The sequence below is a fragment of the uncultured Aquincola sp. genome, from assembly GCF_964001545.1.
Classification (GTDB): domain Bacteria; phylum Pseudomonadota; class Gammaproteobacteria; order Burkholderiales; family Burkholderiaceae_C; genus Aquincola.
The window spans coordinates 1-15465 of record NZ_CAXFDV010000683.1; the positions used below are offsets into that span (position 1 = coordinate 1).

The 15465-nt window shown below is 72.3% G+C and carries 16 protein-coding genes and 1 pseudogene; 12 read left to right on the forward strand and 5 right to left on the reverse strand.

The annotated features are described in order from the left end of the window. A partial coding sequence (locus ABNT58_RS23945; RefSeq protein WP_348755906.1) for a polyprenyl synthetase family protein occupies positions 1–746 on the reverse strand: 746 nt, incomplete at its 3' end. 94 nt (positions 747–840) lie between these two features. Here ABNT58_RS23945 and crtD point away from each other — a divergent pair. The 8 genes and pseudogenes from crtD to ABNT58_RS23985 all read left to right on the forward strand — a co-directional run bounded on the left by crtD (position 841) and on the right by ABNT58_RS23985 (position 8045). Then, positions 841–2385, forward strand: a complete 1545-nt coding sequence (gene crtD, locus ABNT58_RS23950) for a 1-hydroxycarotenoid 3,4-desaturase CrtD (RefSeq protein WP_348755907.1) — start codon at positions 841–843, stop codon at positions 2383–2385. Between the two features lie 47 nt (positions 2386–2432). Continuing rightward, positions 2433–3242, forward strand: a complete 810-nt coding sequence (locus ABNT58_RS23955) for a carotenoid 1,2-hydratase (RefSeq protein ID WP_348755908.1) — start codon at positions 2433–2435, stop codon at positions 3240–3242. Positions 3243–3338: 96 nt separating this feature from the next. Continuing rightward, positions 3339–4661 (forward strand): GGDEF domain-containing protein, encoded by a 1323-nt coding sequence (locus ABNT58_RS23960; RefSeq protein ID WP_348755909.1) that lies wholly within the window; start codon positions 3339–3341, stop codon positions 4659–4661. A gap of 77 nt (positions 4662–4738) precedes the next feature. After that, positions 4739–6334 carry a methyl-accepting chemotaxis protein gene (locus ABNT58_RS23965; RefSeq protein WP_348755910.1) on the forward strand — a complete coding sequence of 532 codons (1596 nt, stop codon included), beginning with the start codon at positions 4739–4741 and terminating at the stop codon, positions 6332–6334. Between the two features lie 87 nt (positions 6335–6421). Next, positions 6422–6859, forward strand: coding sequence for a hypothetical protein (locus ABNT58_RS23970; RefSeq protein WP_348755911.1), 438 nt, complete (start codon positions 6422–6424; stop codon positions 6857–6859). Beyond that, the gene (locus tag ABNT58_RS23975; protein WP_348755912.1) at positions 6859–7584 is read left to right on the forward strand and encodes an exopolysaccharide biosynthesis protein; all 726 of its coding nucleotides are present in this window, start codon (positions 6859–6861) and stop codon (positions 7582–7584) included. Before ABNT58_RS23970 ends, ABNT58_RS23975 begins: the two co-directional genes overlap by 1 nt. A gap of 61 nt (positions 7585–7645) precedes the next feature. Beyond that, positions 7646–7729, forward strand: a pseudogene (locus ABNT58_RS23980) (type II toxin-antitoxin system RelE/ParE family toxin); the annotation flags it as partial. Further along, the gene (locus tag ABNT58_RS23985) at positions 7713–8045 is read left to right on the forward strand and encodes a helix-turn-helix transcriptional regulator (protein WP_348755913.1); all 333 of its coding nucleotides are present in this window, start codon (positions 7713–7715) and stop codon (positions 8043–8045) included. The pseudogene ABNT58_RS23980 and the gene ABNT58_RS23985, both read left to right, overlap by 17 nt. 20 nt (positions 8046–8065) lie before the next feature. On the opposite strand, the gene ABNT58_RS23990 is transcribed toward ABNT58_RS23985, so the two are convergent. From ABNT58_RS23990 to ABNT58_RS24005, 4 genes are read right to left on the reverse strand one after another with little or no spacing between them, the layout of a single operon-like run. Further along, on the reverse strand, positions 8066–8221 hold the full coding sequence (locus tag ABNT58_RS23990) for a hypothetical protein (RefSeq protein ID WP_348755914.1): 156 nt from the start codon (positions 8219–8221) through the stop codon (positions 8066–8068). 27 nt (positions 8222–8248) lie between these two features. Continuing rightward, positions 8249–9520 (reverse strand): glutamyl-tRNA reductase, encoded by a 1272-nt coding sequence (hemA, locus tag ABNT58_RS23995; protein ID WP_348755915.1) that lies wholly within the window; start codon positions 9518–9520, stop codon positions 8249–8251. A gap of 4 nt (positions 9521–9524) precedes the next feature. Next, the gene (locus tag ABNT58_RS24000) at positions 9525–10616 is read right to left on the reverse strand and encodes a phytoene/squalene synthase family protein (RefSeq protein ID WP_348755916.1); all 1092 of its coding nucleotides are present in this window, start codon (positions 10614–10616) and stop codon (positions 9525–9527) included. Beyond that, complete coding sequence (locus tag ABNT58_RS24005) at positions 10600–12165, reverse strand: phytoene desaturase (RefSeq protein ID WP_348755917.1); 1566 nt, start codon at positions 12163–12165, stop codon at positions 10600–10602. The genes ABNT58_RS24000 and ABNT58_RS24005 overlap by 17 nt, the downstream gene beginning before the upstream one ends. Positions 12166–12244: 79 nt before the next feature. Here ABNT58_RS24005 and ABNT58_RS24010 point away from each other — a divergent pair, with 79 nt between their 5' ends. The 4 genes from ABNT58_RS24010 to ABNT58_RS24025 all read left to right on the forward strand — a co-directional run. Continuing rightward, positions 12245–13018, forward strand: a complete 774-nt coding sequence (locus ABNT58_RS24010; RefSeq protein ID WP_348755918.1) for a hypothetical protein — start codon at positions 12245–12247, stop codon at positions 13016–13018. Then, a complete protein-coding gene (locus tag ABNT58_RS24015) occupies positions 13018–13143 on the forward strand; it encodes a hypothetical protein (RefSeq protein WP_348755919.1) in 126 nt (41 codons plus the stop codon). The genes ABNT58_RS24010 and ABNT58_RS24015 overlap by 1 nt, the downstream gene beginning before the upstream one ends. A gap of 86 nt (positions 13144–13229) precedes the next feature. Then, positions 13230–14567 carry a helix-turn-helix domain-containing protein gene (locus ABNT58_RS24020; protein ID WP_348755920.1) on the forward strand — a complete coding sequence of 446 codons (1338 nt, stop codon included), beginning with the start codon at positions 13230–13232 and terminating at the stop codon, positions 14565–14567. Beyond that, on the forward strand, positions 14564–15465 hold a 902-nt coding region (locus ABNT58_RS24025), incomplete at its 3' end, for a GAF domain-containing protein (protein ID WP_348755921.1). The genes ABNT58_RS24020 and ABNT58_RS24025, both read left to right, overlap by 4 nt.

Below are 15465 nucleotides of genomic sequence, written 5' to 3' on the forward strand. Positions count from 1 at the left end.
CGGAAGCGCCCGATGGCGCCGGCCACGCCGTCGCGCCGCGCCACGCTGGGCCGGCCCAGGGCCAGGTCGCGGCCGATGGGCTTGCCCAGCAGGTCGGGGTCGGCCGCCACGTCGCGCACGTCGTCGGCCACCTGATAGGCCTCGCCCAGGCATTCGCCGAAGGCGCGCCAGGCGGCCGGCTCGGCCCCCGCGGCCTGCGCACCGGCCGCGGTGGCAGCACCGAAGAGCGCACCCGTCTTGGCCCGCTGGTACTGCGCCAGCGACACCTGCGGCTCGCATTCCCAGGCCTGGCCGGCGCAGATGCCGCCCGGCATGCCCACGCCCGCCGCCACCGTGGCCAGCACCGGCGGCACGCGGGTGGGCCGGCTGCAGCGCACCTCGGCCAGCACCTGGAAGGCCCGCACGATCAAGGCATCACCCGCCAGCACCGCCAGCCGCTCGCCGAAGGCGCGGTGCACGCTGGGCAGGCCGCGGCGCAGCGGCGCGTCGTCGAAGCACGGCAGGTCGTCGTGCACCAGCGAAGCGCAGTGCAGCAGTTCGATGGCCACCGCGGCAGCGCCGGCCAGCGCCGGTTCGTCGTCGCCGCAGGCGGCGGCCACCGCCAGCACCAGCCGGGGCCGCACGCGGGCGCCGCCGGGCAGCACCGCATGGCGCACCGCGGCGGCCAGCCGGGGTGGATGGCCGGGCCCCTCGGCCCCCTGCAAGGCGGCCAGCAGCAACTCCTCGATGCGGTGCGATGGGTTCACGGGCGCTCCCAGCCGGTTCGGCATGTCATTCATAAATGACACAACAACTTTCGCTATATGTAAATTAGGATAGACACATGCAGCAGGAGCGTCAATGTCCACCCGCGTGACGGTGATCGGTGCCGGCATCGGCGGGCTGGTGTGCGCCGCCCTGCTGGCCGCCCAGGGCCACGACGTGCTGCTGCTGGAAAAAGCCGCCAGCCCCGGCGGCAAGCTGCGCGAGGTGCTGGCCGGCGGCCAGCCGATGGATGCCGGCCCCACGGTGTTCACGCTGCGGCAGGTGTTCGACGAGGTGTTCGAGCAGCTGGGCCAGCGGCTGGACGACCACCTGCACCTGGAGCCTGCTGCGGTGCTGGCGCGCCATGCCTGGGATGCCGAGCAGCACCTGGACCTGCATGCCGACTTCGAGGCCAGCGTCGATGCCATCGGCCGCTTTGCCGGCGCGGCCGAAGCGCGCGGCTACCGGCGCTTCTGCCTGCGCGCCCGCCGCATCCATGACACGCTGCAGGGCACCTTCATGCAGCGCCAGCGCCCCGGCGTGCTGGGCCTGGTGGGCCGCGTGGCCTGGCAGGGCCTGCCGGGGCTGGCGCGCATCTCGCCCTTCGGCAGCCTGGCGGGTGCGCTGGCCGGCCACTTCCAGGACGAGCGGCTGCGACAGCTCTTCGGCCGCTATGCCACCTATTGCGGCTCATCGCCCTGGCTGGCGCCGGCCACGCTGATGCTGGTGGCCCATGTGGAACGCAGCGGCGTCTGGTACGTCGATGGCGGCATGCATCGCCTGGCGCAGGTGCTGGCCGCGCTGGCCACCCGCGCCGGCGCCCGGCTGCGTTACGGCGCCACGGTGCAGGAAGTGCTGGTGCAAGGCGGCCGCGCCTGCGGCGTGCGCCTTTCCAGCGGCGAGCGCCTGGCCGCCGACGCGGTGGTGTTCAACGGCGACGTGGGCGCGCTGGCCGCCGGCCACCTGGGCCCGGCGGTGCGCGAGGCGGCCGGTGCGGGCGCTCCCACCCGGCCGCAGCGCTCGCTCTCGGCCGTCACCTGGAATGCGGTGGCCAGCTGCCGCGGCTTTCCGCTGCTGCGGCACAACGTGTTCTTCTCGGCCGACTACCGCGCCGAGTTCAACGACCTGCAGGCCGGCCGGCTGCCGCGCGAGCCCACGGCCTACCTGTGTGCGCAAGACCGCCGCGACAAGGCCCGCAGCGTGCACGGCGGCCCCGAGCGCCTGCTGCTGCTGGTCAATGCGCCGCCCGATGGCGATGGCGACAACCCGGCCCTGCGGCCCGAGGAGATCGAACGATGCCGGCAGACGACCTTTCAACGGCTGGCCCGCTGCGGCCTGCTGCTCAAGCCCGAATCGGCGATGGTGACCACCACGCCGACCGACTTCGAAGCGATGTTCCCGGGCACCGGCGGGGCCTTGTACGGGCCGGCCAGCCATGGGTGGCAGGCGTCGTTCCGCCGCTGTGGCGCGGCCAGCCGCCTGCCGGGCCTGTACCTGGCGGGTGGCAGCACGCACCCGGGGCCGGGCGTGCCGATGGCGGCGCTCTCGGGCCGGCTGGCAGCGCAGCGCGTGACGGCCGACCTTGCTTCGATGCGGCGCCCGCACCCGGTGGTTATGCCTGGTGGTACCTCGATGCGCTGAGCGACGACGGCCGCCATGGTCTGGCGCTCATCGCCTTCATTGGCAGCGTGTTTTCGCCGTACTACGCGGCTGCGCGCCGCCGCGGCCAGGCACCGGCGGCCGAGCACTGCGCCGTCAACCTGGCGTTGTACGGCACGGGCGGCCACCGCTGGGCGATGACCGAACGCGGCGGGCGCCATGTGCAGCGCAGCGCCGACCACCTGGCCATCGGCCCCAGCCGGCTGCAATGGCACGGCGACCGGCTGGTGATCGACGTCGACGAGATCACCGCGCCCTGGCCCAGCCGCCTGCGTGGCCGCATCGAGCTGCAGGGGCGCAGCCTCACCGCCATCGACCTGCCGCTGGACGACGCCGGCCGCCACCACTGGACACCGATCGCACCCAGCGCGCGGGTGTCGGTGTCGCTGGACAAGCCGGGCCTGCAATGGGCAGGCACCGGCTACCTGGATGCCAATGCCGGCAGCCGCCCGCTGGCCGACGACTTCACGCGCTGGCACTGGTGCCGCGCCGCGCTGGGCCAGGGCCACACCGCCATCACCTACGACGTGCAGCGGCAGGACGGCAGCCAGCAGGCGCTGGCGCTGGCCATCGATGCCGCGGGCGGCCTGCAACTGCTCGACCCGCCGCCGGAAAGCCGCCTGCCCACCGCCCGCTGGGGCGTGGCCCGCCCCACCCGCGGCGCCGATCCGCGGCTGCTGATGACGATGGAGGACGGCCCCTTCTACAACCGCTCGTTGATCGAGACCACGCTGCTGGGCCAACGCGTGCGGGCGGTGCACGAGAGCCTGTCGCTGCAGCGCTTTGCGCAGCGCTGGGTGCAGGCCATGCTGCCTTTCAAGATGCCGCGGCGGGCATGAGCCCATCGGCAGCCGCGGGCTTTGGCGCGGCAAAGCAATTGGCAAAGGCCGATGCTGCGGCCAGAATGAGGCCGCCATTGCCGCCCGATCGGACGCATGAACAAGAACAATGTCGCCACCCAGCCAGGTGAAGTTTCCGGGGCTTTTCTCATCGGCATGCTGCAATCCTTCGGCGCCACGCACATCCTGCCGACCGAGCAGATACCGTTTCCCGTCAATGGCCTTCGCGCCGAAGCCTGGTACCCGTACGACCACCTGGTGCAGCTCAACCGATTGATCGAAGAGCAGGTGCCGCATTCGAACAGCATCCTGTTCTGGGCCGGCGTGCGGTTCATCGAGCTGTGGTACCGGCAGGGCCCCGGCCGCCACATGATCCGCAGCGGCCTGGACTGGGTGTACTGCAACGACAAGGGCGGTGGCTACAACTCGGTGGTGCGGGGCGAACACATCGGCTGGTGCCGCAACCGGCTGACCGACGAAGCGCAAGGATTGGCCTGGGTCGAGAACGTGATGCCGCTGTCGCCGGCTTATCTGCGGGGCATCTTCTTCGGCGGCTTCTGCCTGTTCGACGACATGGCGTATTTCAATACCGAAGTCGACAGCGTGACCAACGATGCTGCATTGCCGTTTCAATGCACCGTCATCAAATTGATCTTCAAGAAAGCCAATCCGGCCATCTCCGCGAATCGCCTGGCGCAATTGCGCAACTGGGGCGAGGCGGCCGGCCAGCTGTCGGCGCAAGAAGCTGAAGAGCTGCTTTGGCGCTACCGTCACCAGCTCAACCTCTCGACCCTGCTCAGCGATTACAACGAACACATCGCCGACCTGACCGGCCGCGCCTTCAGCAGCCTGCATGCCATCACCGACCAGCTGGCCGCGGCCAATCTGCAGCTGGCCTCCGAGGCCACGACCGACCCGCTCACCGGCCTGCACAACAAGCGCTACTTCGAACGCGAGATCGCGGCCAAGCTCAACTTCGCCCGGCGCGAGCAGCACCCGGTGTGCGCGATGATGATCGACATCGACCACTTCAAGCGCTTCAACGACCACTACGGCCACCTGGCCGGCGACGCCGCCATCAAGTCGGTGGCCGACTGCATCCGCGGCACCATCACCCGCGGCAGCGACCTCATCGCCCGCTTCGGCGGCGAAGAGTTCGTGGTGGTGCTGGTGCACATCGACGCAGCGGGCGTGCACCGGGTCGCCCGCAAGATCGCGGCGGCGATCGCGGCGCTGCGCATCCCGCATGAAAGGTCCGACTGCTGCGCCTGGCTCAGCATCAGCATCGGCTCGGCGATGGCACAGGGCGCCACCGACATCCAGGGGCTGCTGCAGCGCGCCGACGAGGCCCTGTACCGGGCCAAGGCGCAAGGCCGCAACCGCCATGTGCATGCCGATGGACCGGCGGGCCCGGCCTGATTCAAGTCCGCAGGTTCGCGGCCGATAGCACCGTAGCCCCGCCCGTGCGGGTGGTGAAGACTTTCCGGGACCGCCCCATGTACCTGTCCAAGCTGAGCGTCAGCCGGCGCCTGCAGTTCGCCTTCGGCATCATCCTGGCCATCCTGGCCATCGTGGCCGGCATCGCGATGCTGAAGGTGCACACCATCGAATCCGCGCTGCGCGCCAACGGCGAGGAGCATGCGCGCATCCAGCGCTTTGCCATCAACTTCCGCGGCTCGGCCCACGACCGGGCCATCGCCATCCGCGACTACGCCCTGGCCACCACCGACGAGCAGCGCCGCAAGGAAGCCGAAGCCATCGAGCAGCTGGCGCGCTTCTATGCCGAGTCCGATGCGCCGCTGCAGGCGCTGATCGCCAAGTCGGCCGACGCCGCTGAACTGCAGAAGCTGTACGGCGCGATCAAGGACATCGAAGCCCAGGCCACCGCCAGCACCCAGGCCGTGACCGCCGCCGTGAACCAGGGCGACCAGGCCACCGCGCACTCGCTGCTGTGGTCGCGCGCCAAGCCGCAATACGTGCAGTGGCTGGCGTCCATCAACCGCCTGATCGAATTTGAAGAAGCCCGGCTGCAGGCGCTCAACACCGTGGCCATGCAGGAAGCTGCGGGCTTTCGTACCGTGATGTTCACGGCGCTGGGCTTGTCGCTGCTGGTGGGGGTGGCGCTGGCCGCGGTGATCTCGCGCAACATCGTCGGCCAGCTGGGCGCCGAGCCGGCGCAGCTGGGCCAGGCGGCCGAACGCGTGGCGGCCGGCGACCTCAGCCCGGTGCCCGGCGCGGCACAGGCGCCGGCCGGCAGCGTGCTGGCTTCGCTGGGCAGCATGCAGCAGGCCCTGGCCCGCGTGGTGGGCCAGGTGCGCACCGCCTCCGACACCATCGCCACCGGCTCGGTGCAGATCGCCACCGGCAACCTCGACCTGTCGCAGCGCACCGAAACGCAGGCCAGCAGCCTGCAGCAGACCGCCGCCACCATGGACGAGCTGGGCACCACCGTGCGCCACAACGCCGACAGCGCGGCCCAGGCCAACGAGCTGGCGCGCAGCGCCTCGGCCGTGGCGGTGCAAGGCGGCGAAGTGGTGGGCCGGGTGGTGACCACGATGCAGGGCATCAACGACAGCAGCCGCAAGATCGGCGACATCATCGGCGTCATCGACGCCATCGCCTTCCAGACCAACATCCTGGCCTTGAACGCGGCGGTGGAAGCCGCCCGCGCCGGCGAGCAGGGCCGTGGCTTTGCGGTGGTGGCCAGCGAGGTGCGCAGCCTGGCCCAGCGCAGCGCCGGCGCAGCCAAGGAAATCAAGACCCTGATCAACCGCAGCGTGGAGCAGGTGGAGCAAGGCACGGTGCTGGTGGACGATGCCGGCAAGACCATGGGCGAGATCGTCAGCGCGATCCAGCGCGTCAGCGGCATCGTGGCCGAGATCAGCTCGGCCAGCGAGGCGCAGAGCGCCGGCGTTCGCCAGGTGGGCCAGGCCGTCAGCCACATGGACCAGAGCACGCAGCAGAACGCCGCGCTGGTGGAGCAAAGCGCCGCCGCGGCCGAAAGCCTGAAGATGCAGGCCCATGAACTGGTGCAGGCCGTGGCCGTCTTCAAGCTGGCGGGCAGCGGCGCGCCACACCTCGAAAAAACCTGATCGACCGTCTGCCTCCTGCTGCTTGAAGCGAAGTGTCCGATCCGCAGAATCGGCCCCTTCGACAAGCTTGCAAGAAGGAGGTACGGCATGTTCTTCGCCATCGTCTGGCTGAGTGTGGCGGCGCTGCTGGCGCTGTGGTCCGGCGGCTTGTGGGCCGTGGATGCACTGGCCACCTGGTCGGCCGCGCAGGCCGGCACCGCGGGCGCCCTGCCCGCGCTGACCCTGCCCGGCTGGCTCACCCCGTGGATATCGCCCGAGCTGGCCGCCAGCCTGACGGCCGCGCTGGCCGACCTGGCGCCCTGGTTCGACGGCCTGGTGGGCCTGCTGCCCGCCATCGCCGGCGGCGTGACGGTGCTGCTGTGGCTGCTGTGGGCCTTCGGTGCGCTGGTGCTGCTGGGCGTGGGCGTGGCCCTGCACCTGGGCATCCGGGCGCTGCAACGCCGCGCACGCCGCCAGCATCCGCCTGCGCAGCCGCGCAGTTTCACCGCGGCCACCGACCCTGCGGCCACCGGCTGGCCGCGCTGATGCGGGTCGACGACTCGCCGGCGGCAGCGCCCGGGTCGGGTGATGACGCGCACCACCCCGCCGGCCTGGCCGCGCGGCTGCGCGCCGCCGCCGGGCTGACGGACGAAGGCGTCTCGCTGCAATGGCTGGCCCAGGCGCACGGGCCGGCCGCCCACGGCAGCCTGCTGCTGTTGCTGGCCGTGCCCTGCCTGCTGCCGGTGCCCGGCGCCGGCACGGTGGTGGGCATGGGCATCCTGGCCCTGGCGCTGGCGCTGTGGCGCACGCCCGGCGCGCTCGCCGGTGCGCCCGCCCGGTGCGCGGGAGGCTTCCACGCCGCAGAAACACCGCCTGCAGGCGGCCGGGCTGCGGCGTTCACGCTGCCGGCCCGCGTGGGGGCCCTGCGTCTTTCACCCCGCTGGGCCGCCCGCGTGCTGCGGCTGCTGGCCGCCACCTACGCCCTGGCCGGCCGCCTCTCGCGCCAGCGCCTCAGCCACCTGGCCACCGCCCACCCGCGCCTGCTGCTGGCTGCGCTGGTGGCAGCCATGGCCATCATCATCGTGCTGCCCATTCCCTTCGGCAACGTGCTGCCGGCCCTGGCGCTGATGCTGCTGGGCATCGGCCTGGTGTTCCACGACGGCGTGGCCGTGCTGCTGGGCTGGCTGTTCTCGGCGTTGGCGCTCTGCTTCACCGCCGCGCTGTGCGTCGGTGCCTGGGCGTTGGCGGCGCGGGGGTGGGCGGGGTGGTGAGCGACGCAGACCGGGCACACCCCGCGTACCTGGCCTGCCTTGACAATACGTATCGAATACTTATGAAGTCTTCTTCGACTACGACGGTGGAGTACGGATCGTGAGCATTGAAGAGGTCAGGAAGCGCGATGAACGCACGTACTGAGTTCCAGATTATTTTCGGCCAAGACGGCAAGCCGGCCTTCGTGGTCGTGCCCTATGAGCACTTCCGCCGCATGAAAGGCAGCTTCACGCAGGGAACCGTTCCCAATGAAGTGGTGAACTTGTCGTTTGAACGAGGCGTGTCTGCGATGGCCGCCTGGCGCGAACACCTGGGCCTGACCCAAGCGGAGGTCGCGGGCCGTATCGGCATCTCTCAGGCCGCCTATGCGCAGATGGAGCGGGTCAAGCAGCCTCGCAAGGCCACGCTGGCAAAGGTGGCCGACGCGCTGGGGTTGGAGGTCGAACAGTTGCGGTGGTGAGCTTGGCGCCACTCCGCCACTCACTCGCCTGACCCGCCCTCGCGGCGCGCAAGCGCCCGCCGCTCCTCGTCCTGCCGCAACGCACGCTTCGTGCGCCACAGCTCCCACACGGCCCAGCCCATCACGCCGCCCAGCACCAGGAGCAGCTCGATGAGGATCAGCGTGTCGCGGGACACGGCGGGCTGCCCTCGGCCTGGAGCACTTCAGGCGGCGGGCCCGCCGCCGCGCAGGAAGAGGCGCTGCACCGTGGGCGCCAGCGCGTCGCCGCCGGCGGCATGCAGCTCGGCCAGGGTGCCGTGCATCAGCTTGCGGGCCAGGCCTTGCGACAAGGCCTCGAACACCTGGTCGATGGGCATGCCGCCGGCCAGCCGCTTGCGGGCGCGGGCGATCTCGGCCGCGCGCCAGGCGTCCACCTGGTCGTTCAGGCTGCAGATCAGGGGCACGGCGCCGCGCTGCGCCAGCCAGCGGCCGAAGCGCTGCACGCCGGCGTCGATGATGTGCTCGGCCTGCGCCACCGCGGCCTGGCGGCGCTGGCCGGCACCTTGCACCCGCTCGGCCAGGTCGTCGACCGTGTAGAGGTACACCTCGGGCAGGCGGGCCACTTCGGGCTCGATGTCGCGCGGCACGGCCAGGTCCAGCAGCAGCATCGGGCGGCGTCGCCGGGTCTTGAGCGCACGCTCCACCGCGCCCAGCCCGATCAGGGGCAGCGTGCTGGCGGTGCAGGACACCACGATGTCGAACTCGGCCAGCCGCTGGGGCAGGTCGGCCAGGGCCATGGCCTGCCCGCCCAGCGTGGCGGCCAGTGCCTCGCCGCGGGCCAGCGTGCGGTTGGCCAGCACCAGCGACCTGGGCGCACGCGCCGCGAAATGGGTGGCCACGCGCTCGATCATCTCGCCGGCGCCCACGCACAGCACGCGGGTGTCGGCCACCTGCTCGAACAGCTGCTCGGCCAGCCGCACCGCGGCTGCCGCCATGCTCACCGAATGGGCGCCGATCTCGGTGCAGCTGCGCACTTCCTTGGCCACCGAGAAGCTGCGCTGGAACAGCTGGTGCAGCGTGCTGCCCAGCGCGCCGGCGGCTTCGGCCTCCTTCACCGCGCGCTTGAGCTGGCCCAGGATCTGCGGCTCGCCCAGCACCATGGAATCGAGCCCGGCGGCCACCCGGAAGGCGTGGCGCGCCGCGTCGCAGTCTTCACGCACATAGGTGTGGGCCTGCAGCGCCGCCGCCGGCATGCCGCCGCGCTCGGCCAGCCAGTCCAGCACCGCGGGCACCACGGCGGGTGCCGCGTCGGGCGTGGCGATGTACAGCTCGGTGCGGTTGCAGGTGGACAGGATGGTGGCTTCGGCCGGTTCGCGTTGCAGCAGGCCACCCAGGCCGCGCAGGGCCTGGCCCAGCGCCTCGGCCGGAAAAGCGAACTTGCCGCGCACGTCCAGCGGCGCGCTGCCGTGGTTGAGTCCGAGGGCCAGTACCGCCATGGCTTCAACCCGCCTGTTGCGTGCGGGCCGGCGTGGCCGTGCCGCGCGCCATCGCCAGCGCGGCGCCGCCCTGCTGGCGGTCGCGCCGTTCCAGGCGCTCGAAGAGGTCGAGCACGATGTCGGTGCCCCGGCGCACCGGTGCCGGCGGGGGCTCGGGGCGCACGGCAGCGACCACCAGCGGGCGCGTGGCGGGCAATGGCGGCACCTGCAGCACCTGGGCATGACGCGGTGCGCGCAGCCAGGGTCCAGGCCAGGCCGCGCCGGCCAGCAGCCAGGCCTTGCGCAGCGGCGGCACCGCGGCGCGGCGCTGCACCGCATTGCAGCCCTGCCGGCGCACCTGGTGGCCGATGGCCGCATACAGCCGGGCCGCGGCGCGGATGCCGGGGCGGCAATCGGCCGGCAGCAGGTTGATGCCGGCTTCGGCCCGCCCATACAAGTCGTCGGCCTCCTGCAGCAGGCGCTCCACCACGCCGGCCAGCGCGGCGCTGTGGGTGGGTGCAGCCAGCCAGGCATCGGGCGCCATGCCCGCCTGGCGCAGCCACTGCCGCGGCAGGTAGAGCCGGCCCATGCGGGCGTCTTCCCCCACGTCGCGGGCGATGTTGGTGAGCTGCATGGCCACGCCCAGGTCGCAGGCGCGGGCCAGCGCGGCCGGGCTGCGGGCGCCCATCAGCACGGCCATCATCGCGCCCACGCTGCCGGCCACGCGGGCGGCGTAGTGCAGCAGCTCGTCCAGCGTCTCGTAGCGGCGGCCTTCGGCGTCCCAGGCCAGGCCTTCGAGCAGCTGCTCGGGCAGCGCACGTGGGATGGCGTGGGCCTGCAGCACCCAGGCCAGCGCGCGGTCGGCGGCCGTGGGCAACGGCCGGTCGGCATAGGCGCGGTCCAGGCGCTGGCGCAGCAGCGCAATGGCATCGCCGCGGCCGCCGTGCACGTCCACCGCGTCATCGGCCAGGCGGCAAAAGCCGTAGAGCACGCTGGCCGGCTCACGCACCCGCCGCGGCAGCAGCAGCGAAGCGGCATGGAAGCTGCGCGCATGCTGGCGCAGCAACTGGCGGCAGGCCGCCAGGTCGGCGGCGACGGAGTCAGGCGGTACGGGCATGGAAAGCTCGGGCATCGGGCACCACCGTGTCGAGGATGCGGGCAGAAGACAGCACACCGGGCAAGCCCGCGCCCGGGTGCGTGCCGGCGCCCACCAGGTACAGGTGGCGCAGCTCTTCACTCTGGTTGTGGGGTCGGAACCAGGCGCTTTGCGTGAGCACCGGCTCCAGCCCGAAGGCCGCGCCGCGGAAGCTGCCCAGCTCGTCCTGGAAGTGCTGCGGCGTGGTCACGCGTGAGCTGCACAGCGCCACGCCGAGGCCGGGCAGCAGCGTTTCTTCCAGCCGGGCCTGCACCGCTTGTCTATACAACTCGGCCTGTTGCGACCAGTCGGTGCCCGACTGCAGGTGCGGCACCGGCGACAGCACGTAGAACGCATCGCAGCCCGGTGGCGCCAGCGAGGGGTCGGTGGCGGTGGGCCGGTGCAGGTAGAGGCTGAAGTCGCGCGCCAGCTGCTTGCGCTCGAAGATGTCGTCCAGCAGGCCGCGGTAGCGCGGGCCCAGCGCGATGGTGTGGTGCGCCACATCGGGGTACTGGCGGCGGGTGCCGAAGTACCAGACGAACAGGCTCATCGAATAGCGTGCCTTGGCTATGCGCGCATCGGTCCAGCGCCGGCGCTGCACGCCGGGCAGCAGCCGCCGGTAAGTGGTGGCCGAATCGGCATTGCTGACCACGATGTCGGCCGCGATGCGCTCGCCGCTTTGCAACCGCACACCGGCCGCGGCGCCGCGCTCGGCCAGGATCTCGGCCACCGGCGTGCCGCAGCGCACCACGTTGCCCTGCCCTTCGATCAGGCCCACCAGCCCCTGCACCAGCCGCCCGGTGCCGCCGATGGGAAAGTGCACGCCCCAGCGCCGTTCCAGGAAGGCGATGAGGCAGTACACCGAGGTGGTGGCGAACGGGTTGCCGCCCACCAGCAGCGACTGGAAGGTGAGCACCATGCGCAGCTTCGGGCTTTGCACATGCTTGCAGGCCAGGCCGTAGACGGTGCGCCAGCCTTCGAGCTGCAGCAGCTGGGGCAGCACCTTGGCCATGTCGGTCCAGCGGCTGAAGGGCACATGCGCCAGCTGCTCGAAGCCCACCTTGAAGATGGCCTCGCTGGCCGCCAGGAAGCGGCGGTAGCCGGGCACCTCGCCCGGCGCCAGGCGCTCGACTTCGGCTTCCATCGCCGCAACGTCGCCGCTGTAGTCGAACAAAGTTCCGTCGTCGAAGCGCACGCGGTAGAAGGGGCTCACCGGCCGCAGGTCCACGTCGTCGGCCAGCCGGCGGCCGCACAGCGCCCACAGCTCTTCCAACAGAAAGGGCGCGGTGATCACCGTGGGCCCGGCATCAAAGGTGAAGCCGTCCTGCCGGTGCACCCGGGCGCGGCCGCCCGGCTCGGGCAGCGCTTCCAGCACCGTCACCCGCCAGCCGCGGGCGCCCAGGCGCACCGCCGCTGCCAGGCCGCCGAAGCCGCTGCCGATGACCACGGCATGCGGCCGGGGCCGCTCGGCGGGCGCCTGCACCGCCGCCGCAGCCGGGGCGGCAAAAACAGGTGCGGGGGCTGTCAACATGGTCTTATAGTATTCGTGTCAACTTTGATTTACAACGCTGCCAGACTGCTGACAACCCTGAGCCCGACAGGAGCCTGCCATGTCGCACCTGCATCCCCATTTCGCGCTGCGCCTGCAGCGCCGAGCCCGCCCGCTGCTGACGGCGCGCGGCCTGCGGCAGATGGTGGCGCCCTGGCGCTTTTATGCCGCCGCCGGTCGCCTGGCGCGCTGGCTGGGTTGGCTGGCCCTCACCGCCGGGGCGGTGGCCCTGGGCGCCGCGCTGGTACTGGCCGCCGGCACCCCGGGACAGGCAGGCGCGCAGCTGGCCGCCCATGGCCTGCAAGGGCCGGCGATGGTGCTGGGCACCGGCCTTTATGTGGCGATGGCGGCTGCCGCAGCCGCCACGCTCATCGGGGTTGGTCGCCTGGCACCGGTGCTGATGGTGGCCGCCGCGCCCAGCAGCCTGCTGTGGCTGCTGATGACGCTGCTGGCGCAGACGGTGCTGGTGCCCGGCGGCATCACCGCCACCGGCCTGGGCGCCGAGGCGCTGTGGCCGGCACTGGCCGCACCGGCGCCGGTGCTGCTGCCCTTTGCGCTGCTGGTGCTGCTGGCGCAGGCGGTGTGTCACGACACCCGGCGCGCCGACCGATGGGCGGCGGTGCTGGTGCTGGCAGGCCTGCTGGCTGCCGGCGCGGTGTGGCTGAGCGCCGGCCCCAGCGCCACCGAAGGCGCGGCACCGCCCGGCGCCGGCCTGCTGGCCGCGCTCACGCTGGTGGCGCTGGGCGCCTATGCCGGCGCCGCGGTGCTGCAGCGCATGCGGCTGGAAATCGTGGAACGCGGCCGCCGCCAGCTGGGCGCCGAGGAGGTGCAGTGATGGCCACCGTGCTGATGCTGCTGGCGGCCGGCGTGGCCGCCGAATGTGCGCAGCTGTGGCTGCGCCGCCGTGCCCTGGCCCTGGCCAACGAAGGCGAGGCCGACGACGCCAGCGACGAGGCCTGAGCGCCGTCGCCGGGGCCGCCCGACCCCTGTGTTAAGGTCTTCCGCGTTGTCGCGCCCTTTCGGGGGCGAACCTGCAAAGGCATGTCGTGGCCACCACCAGCGCACCCGACCCTTCGGACCTGAGCGCCCTCTCGGGCCTGGCCCCTGAACTGGCCACGGCCTTCGTTTCCCTGTCCAGCGACATCGCCCTGGTGATCGGCCGCGACGGCATCGTCACCAACGTGGCCACGGCCGACAGCACCCTGGGCCTGGGCGCCAGCCACTGGGTGGGCCGCCCCTGGGCCGACACCGCCACCGGCGACACCCGCCGCAAGATCGAGCTCCTGCTGGCCGAAGTCGGCAGCCACGGCGTGGCCCGCCGGCGCGAGGTCAACCACGCCTGCGGCAACGGCGAATTCATTCCGATCAGCTACGCGGCCTTGCAGCTGGGCGCCGAAGGGCCCTTGCTGGCGGTGGGCCGCGACCTGCGGGCCGTGGCCGCCATCCAGCAGCGCTTCGTCGAGGCGCAGCGCGAGATGGAGCGCGACTACTGGCAGCTGCGGCAGGCCCAGTCGCGCCAGCGGCTGCTGGCCCAGGTGGCCACCGATGCGGTGCTGGTGGTGCAAGGGCCCGCGCTGCGCGCCATCGCCGCCAACGAAGCCGCCCGCCGCTGGTTCGGCGAACCCGGCATGCCGTTGCCGGCGCCGCTGCACGACCTGCTGGCGCTGGCACCGGGCCACCGCCATGCCACCGAGGTGCGGCTGCGGCTGCCGCAGGCCGGCGGCTCCCTCACACTGGACGTGGCGGTCACGTCGCTGCCTCAGGCCGACCAGGACCTGCCGCCGCCCTGGCTGGTGCGGGCACGCCAGGCCGAGGCCGACCCCACGACCGACGGCGCCGAGACCGCCGTGCTGGTGGCCGATGCCGCCGGCCGCCTGGTGATGGCCGATGCCGCACTGCTGGCCTGGGTGGGCGCCGACAGCGAGGCGCAGCTGCTGGGCCAGCCCGTGCAGCAACTGCTGGGCGACCCGCACCGGCAGCTGGCCGCGCTGCTGTCGGACGTGCGCCGCCAGGGCATGGCCATGCAGCCGGTGGCCACGCTGGGCCCGGCGGGCTCGCCGCTGCGGGTGGCGATGTCGGCCTCGCTGCTGGTCGATGGCGACCAGGAACGCGTGGCCCTGGTGCTGCAACGACTGGACACCACGCCGCGCGTGGTGGCACCGCTGGACCTGATGGCCACGCTGCAGCGCATCGCGCAGCGTGTGGGCCAGCTGCCGCTGCCCGCGCTGCTGCGTGAGGCCACCGAAGCCACCGAACGCCATGCCATCGATGCCGCGCTGGCCGCCGCCGGTGGCCGCCACGACCAAGCCGCGCTGCAGCTGGGCATCGAGCCGGCCGAGCTGCGCCAGCGCCTGCAACGGCTGGGGCGGGTGCCGCCGCCGTGAACGAGCAACCCGCCTTCGGCGAGGCCGACCTCAGCAACTGCGAGCGCGAGCTGATCCACCTGGCCGGCTCGGTGCAGCCGCATGGCGCCCTGCTGGTGCTGCGCGCGGCCGACGGCCTGGTGCTGCAGGCCAGCGACAACGTGGCCGAGGTGCTGGGCCTGCCGCTGCGGCAGCTGCTGGAGCGGCCGCTGTCGGTGCTGGGCGGCAGCCTGGCCGCCGAGGTGGCGGCGCTGGCCACGCAGCCGCTGGATGAACCGGTGCCGCTGCAGGCCACCAGCGCCGCCGATGGCATGCCGCGCGCGCTGGAAGGCAGCCTGCACCGCGTGCCCGGCCCGCCCGCCGGCGGCCTGCTGGTGGTGGAGGTGGAAGCGGTGCAGCTGGCTGCCAGCCAGCGCCACACCGCCGGCATCGACGAGCCCACGGCCCTGGCCTGCGTCTCGGCCACGGTGCAGCGCCTGTCGGCCGCCGCCAGCCTGGGCGCGCTGGCCGATGCGGCGGTGCAGGGCATCCATGAACTCACCGGCTACGACCGGGTGATGGTCTACCAGTTCGACCCCGACGGGCACGGCAAGATCATTGCGGAGGCGCGCGACCCGCGGCTCGAATCGCTGCTGGGCCACCACTACCCGGCCACCGACATCCCGCAGCGCGCGCGCAGCCTGTACCTGCGCAACCGCGTGCGGGTGCTGGTGGACGTGGACGCGCCGGCTTCGCCCCTGGTGCCGCGACAGCTGCCGGCCACCGGGCAGGAGCTGGACATGTCGATGAGCTACCTGCGCAGCATGTCGCCGCTGCACCTGCAGTACCTGCGCAACATGGGCGTCACGGCCACGCTGGTGGTGTCTCTGGTGCACGAGGGTCGGCTGTGGGGCCTGATCGCCTGCCACCACTACCGGCC

What these genes read in the sequence shown, in the direction of transcription:
- crtD (WP_348755907.1), top strand. Translation starts at nt 841, where the DNA reads ATGTCCACCCGCGTGACGGTGATCGGTGCCGGCATCGGCGGGCTGGTG.
- ABNT58_RS23960 (WP_348755909.1), top strand. Translation starts at nt 3,339, where the DNA reads ATGAACAAGAACAATGTCGCCACCCAGCCAGGTGAAGTTTCCGGGGCT.
- ABNT58_RS23965 (WP_348755910.1), top strand. Translation starts at nt 4,739, where the DNA reads ATGTACCTGTCCAAGCTGAGCGTCAGCCGGCGCCTGCAGTTCGCCTTC.
- ABNT58_RS23970 (WP_348755911.1), top strand. Translation starts at nt 6,422, where the DNA reads ATGTTCTTCGCCATCGTCTGGCTGAGTGTGGCGGCGCTGCTGGCGCTG.
- ABNT58_RS23975 (WP_348755912.1), top strand. Translation starts at nt 6,859, where the DNA reads ATGCGGGTCGACGACTCGCCGGCGGCAGCGCCCGGGTCGGGTGATGAC.
- ABNT58_RS23985 (WP_348755913.1), top strand. Translation starts at nt 7,713, where the DNA reads ATGAACGCACGTACTGAGTTCCAGATTATTTTCGGCCAAGACGGCAAG.
- hemA (WP_348755915.1), bottom strand. Translation starts at nt 9,520, where the DNA reads ATGGCGGTACTGGCCCTCGGACTCAACCACGGCAGCGCGCCGCTGGAC.
- ABNT58_RS24000 (WP_348755916.1), bottom strand. Translation starts at nt 10,616, where the DNA reads ATGCCCGTACCGCCTGACTCCGTCGCCGCCGACCTGGCGGCCTGCCGC.
- ABNT58_RS24005 (WP_348755917.1), bottom strand. Translation starts at nt 12,165, where the DNA reads ATGTTGACAGCCCCCGCACCTGTTTTTGCCGCCCCGGCTGCGGCGGCG.
- ABNT58_RS24010 (WP_348755918.1), top strand. Translation starts at nt 12,245, where the DNA reads ATGTCGCACCTGCATCCCCATTTCGCGCTGCGCCTGCAGCGCCGAGCC.
- ABNT58_RS24015 (WP_348755919.1), top strand. Translation starts at nt 13,018, where the DNA reads ATGGCCACCGTGCTGATGCTGCTGGCGGCCGGCGTGGCCGCCGAATGT.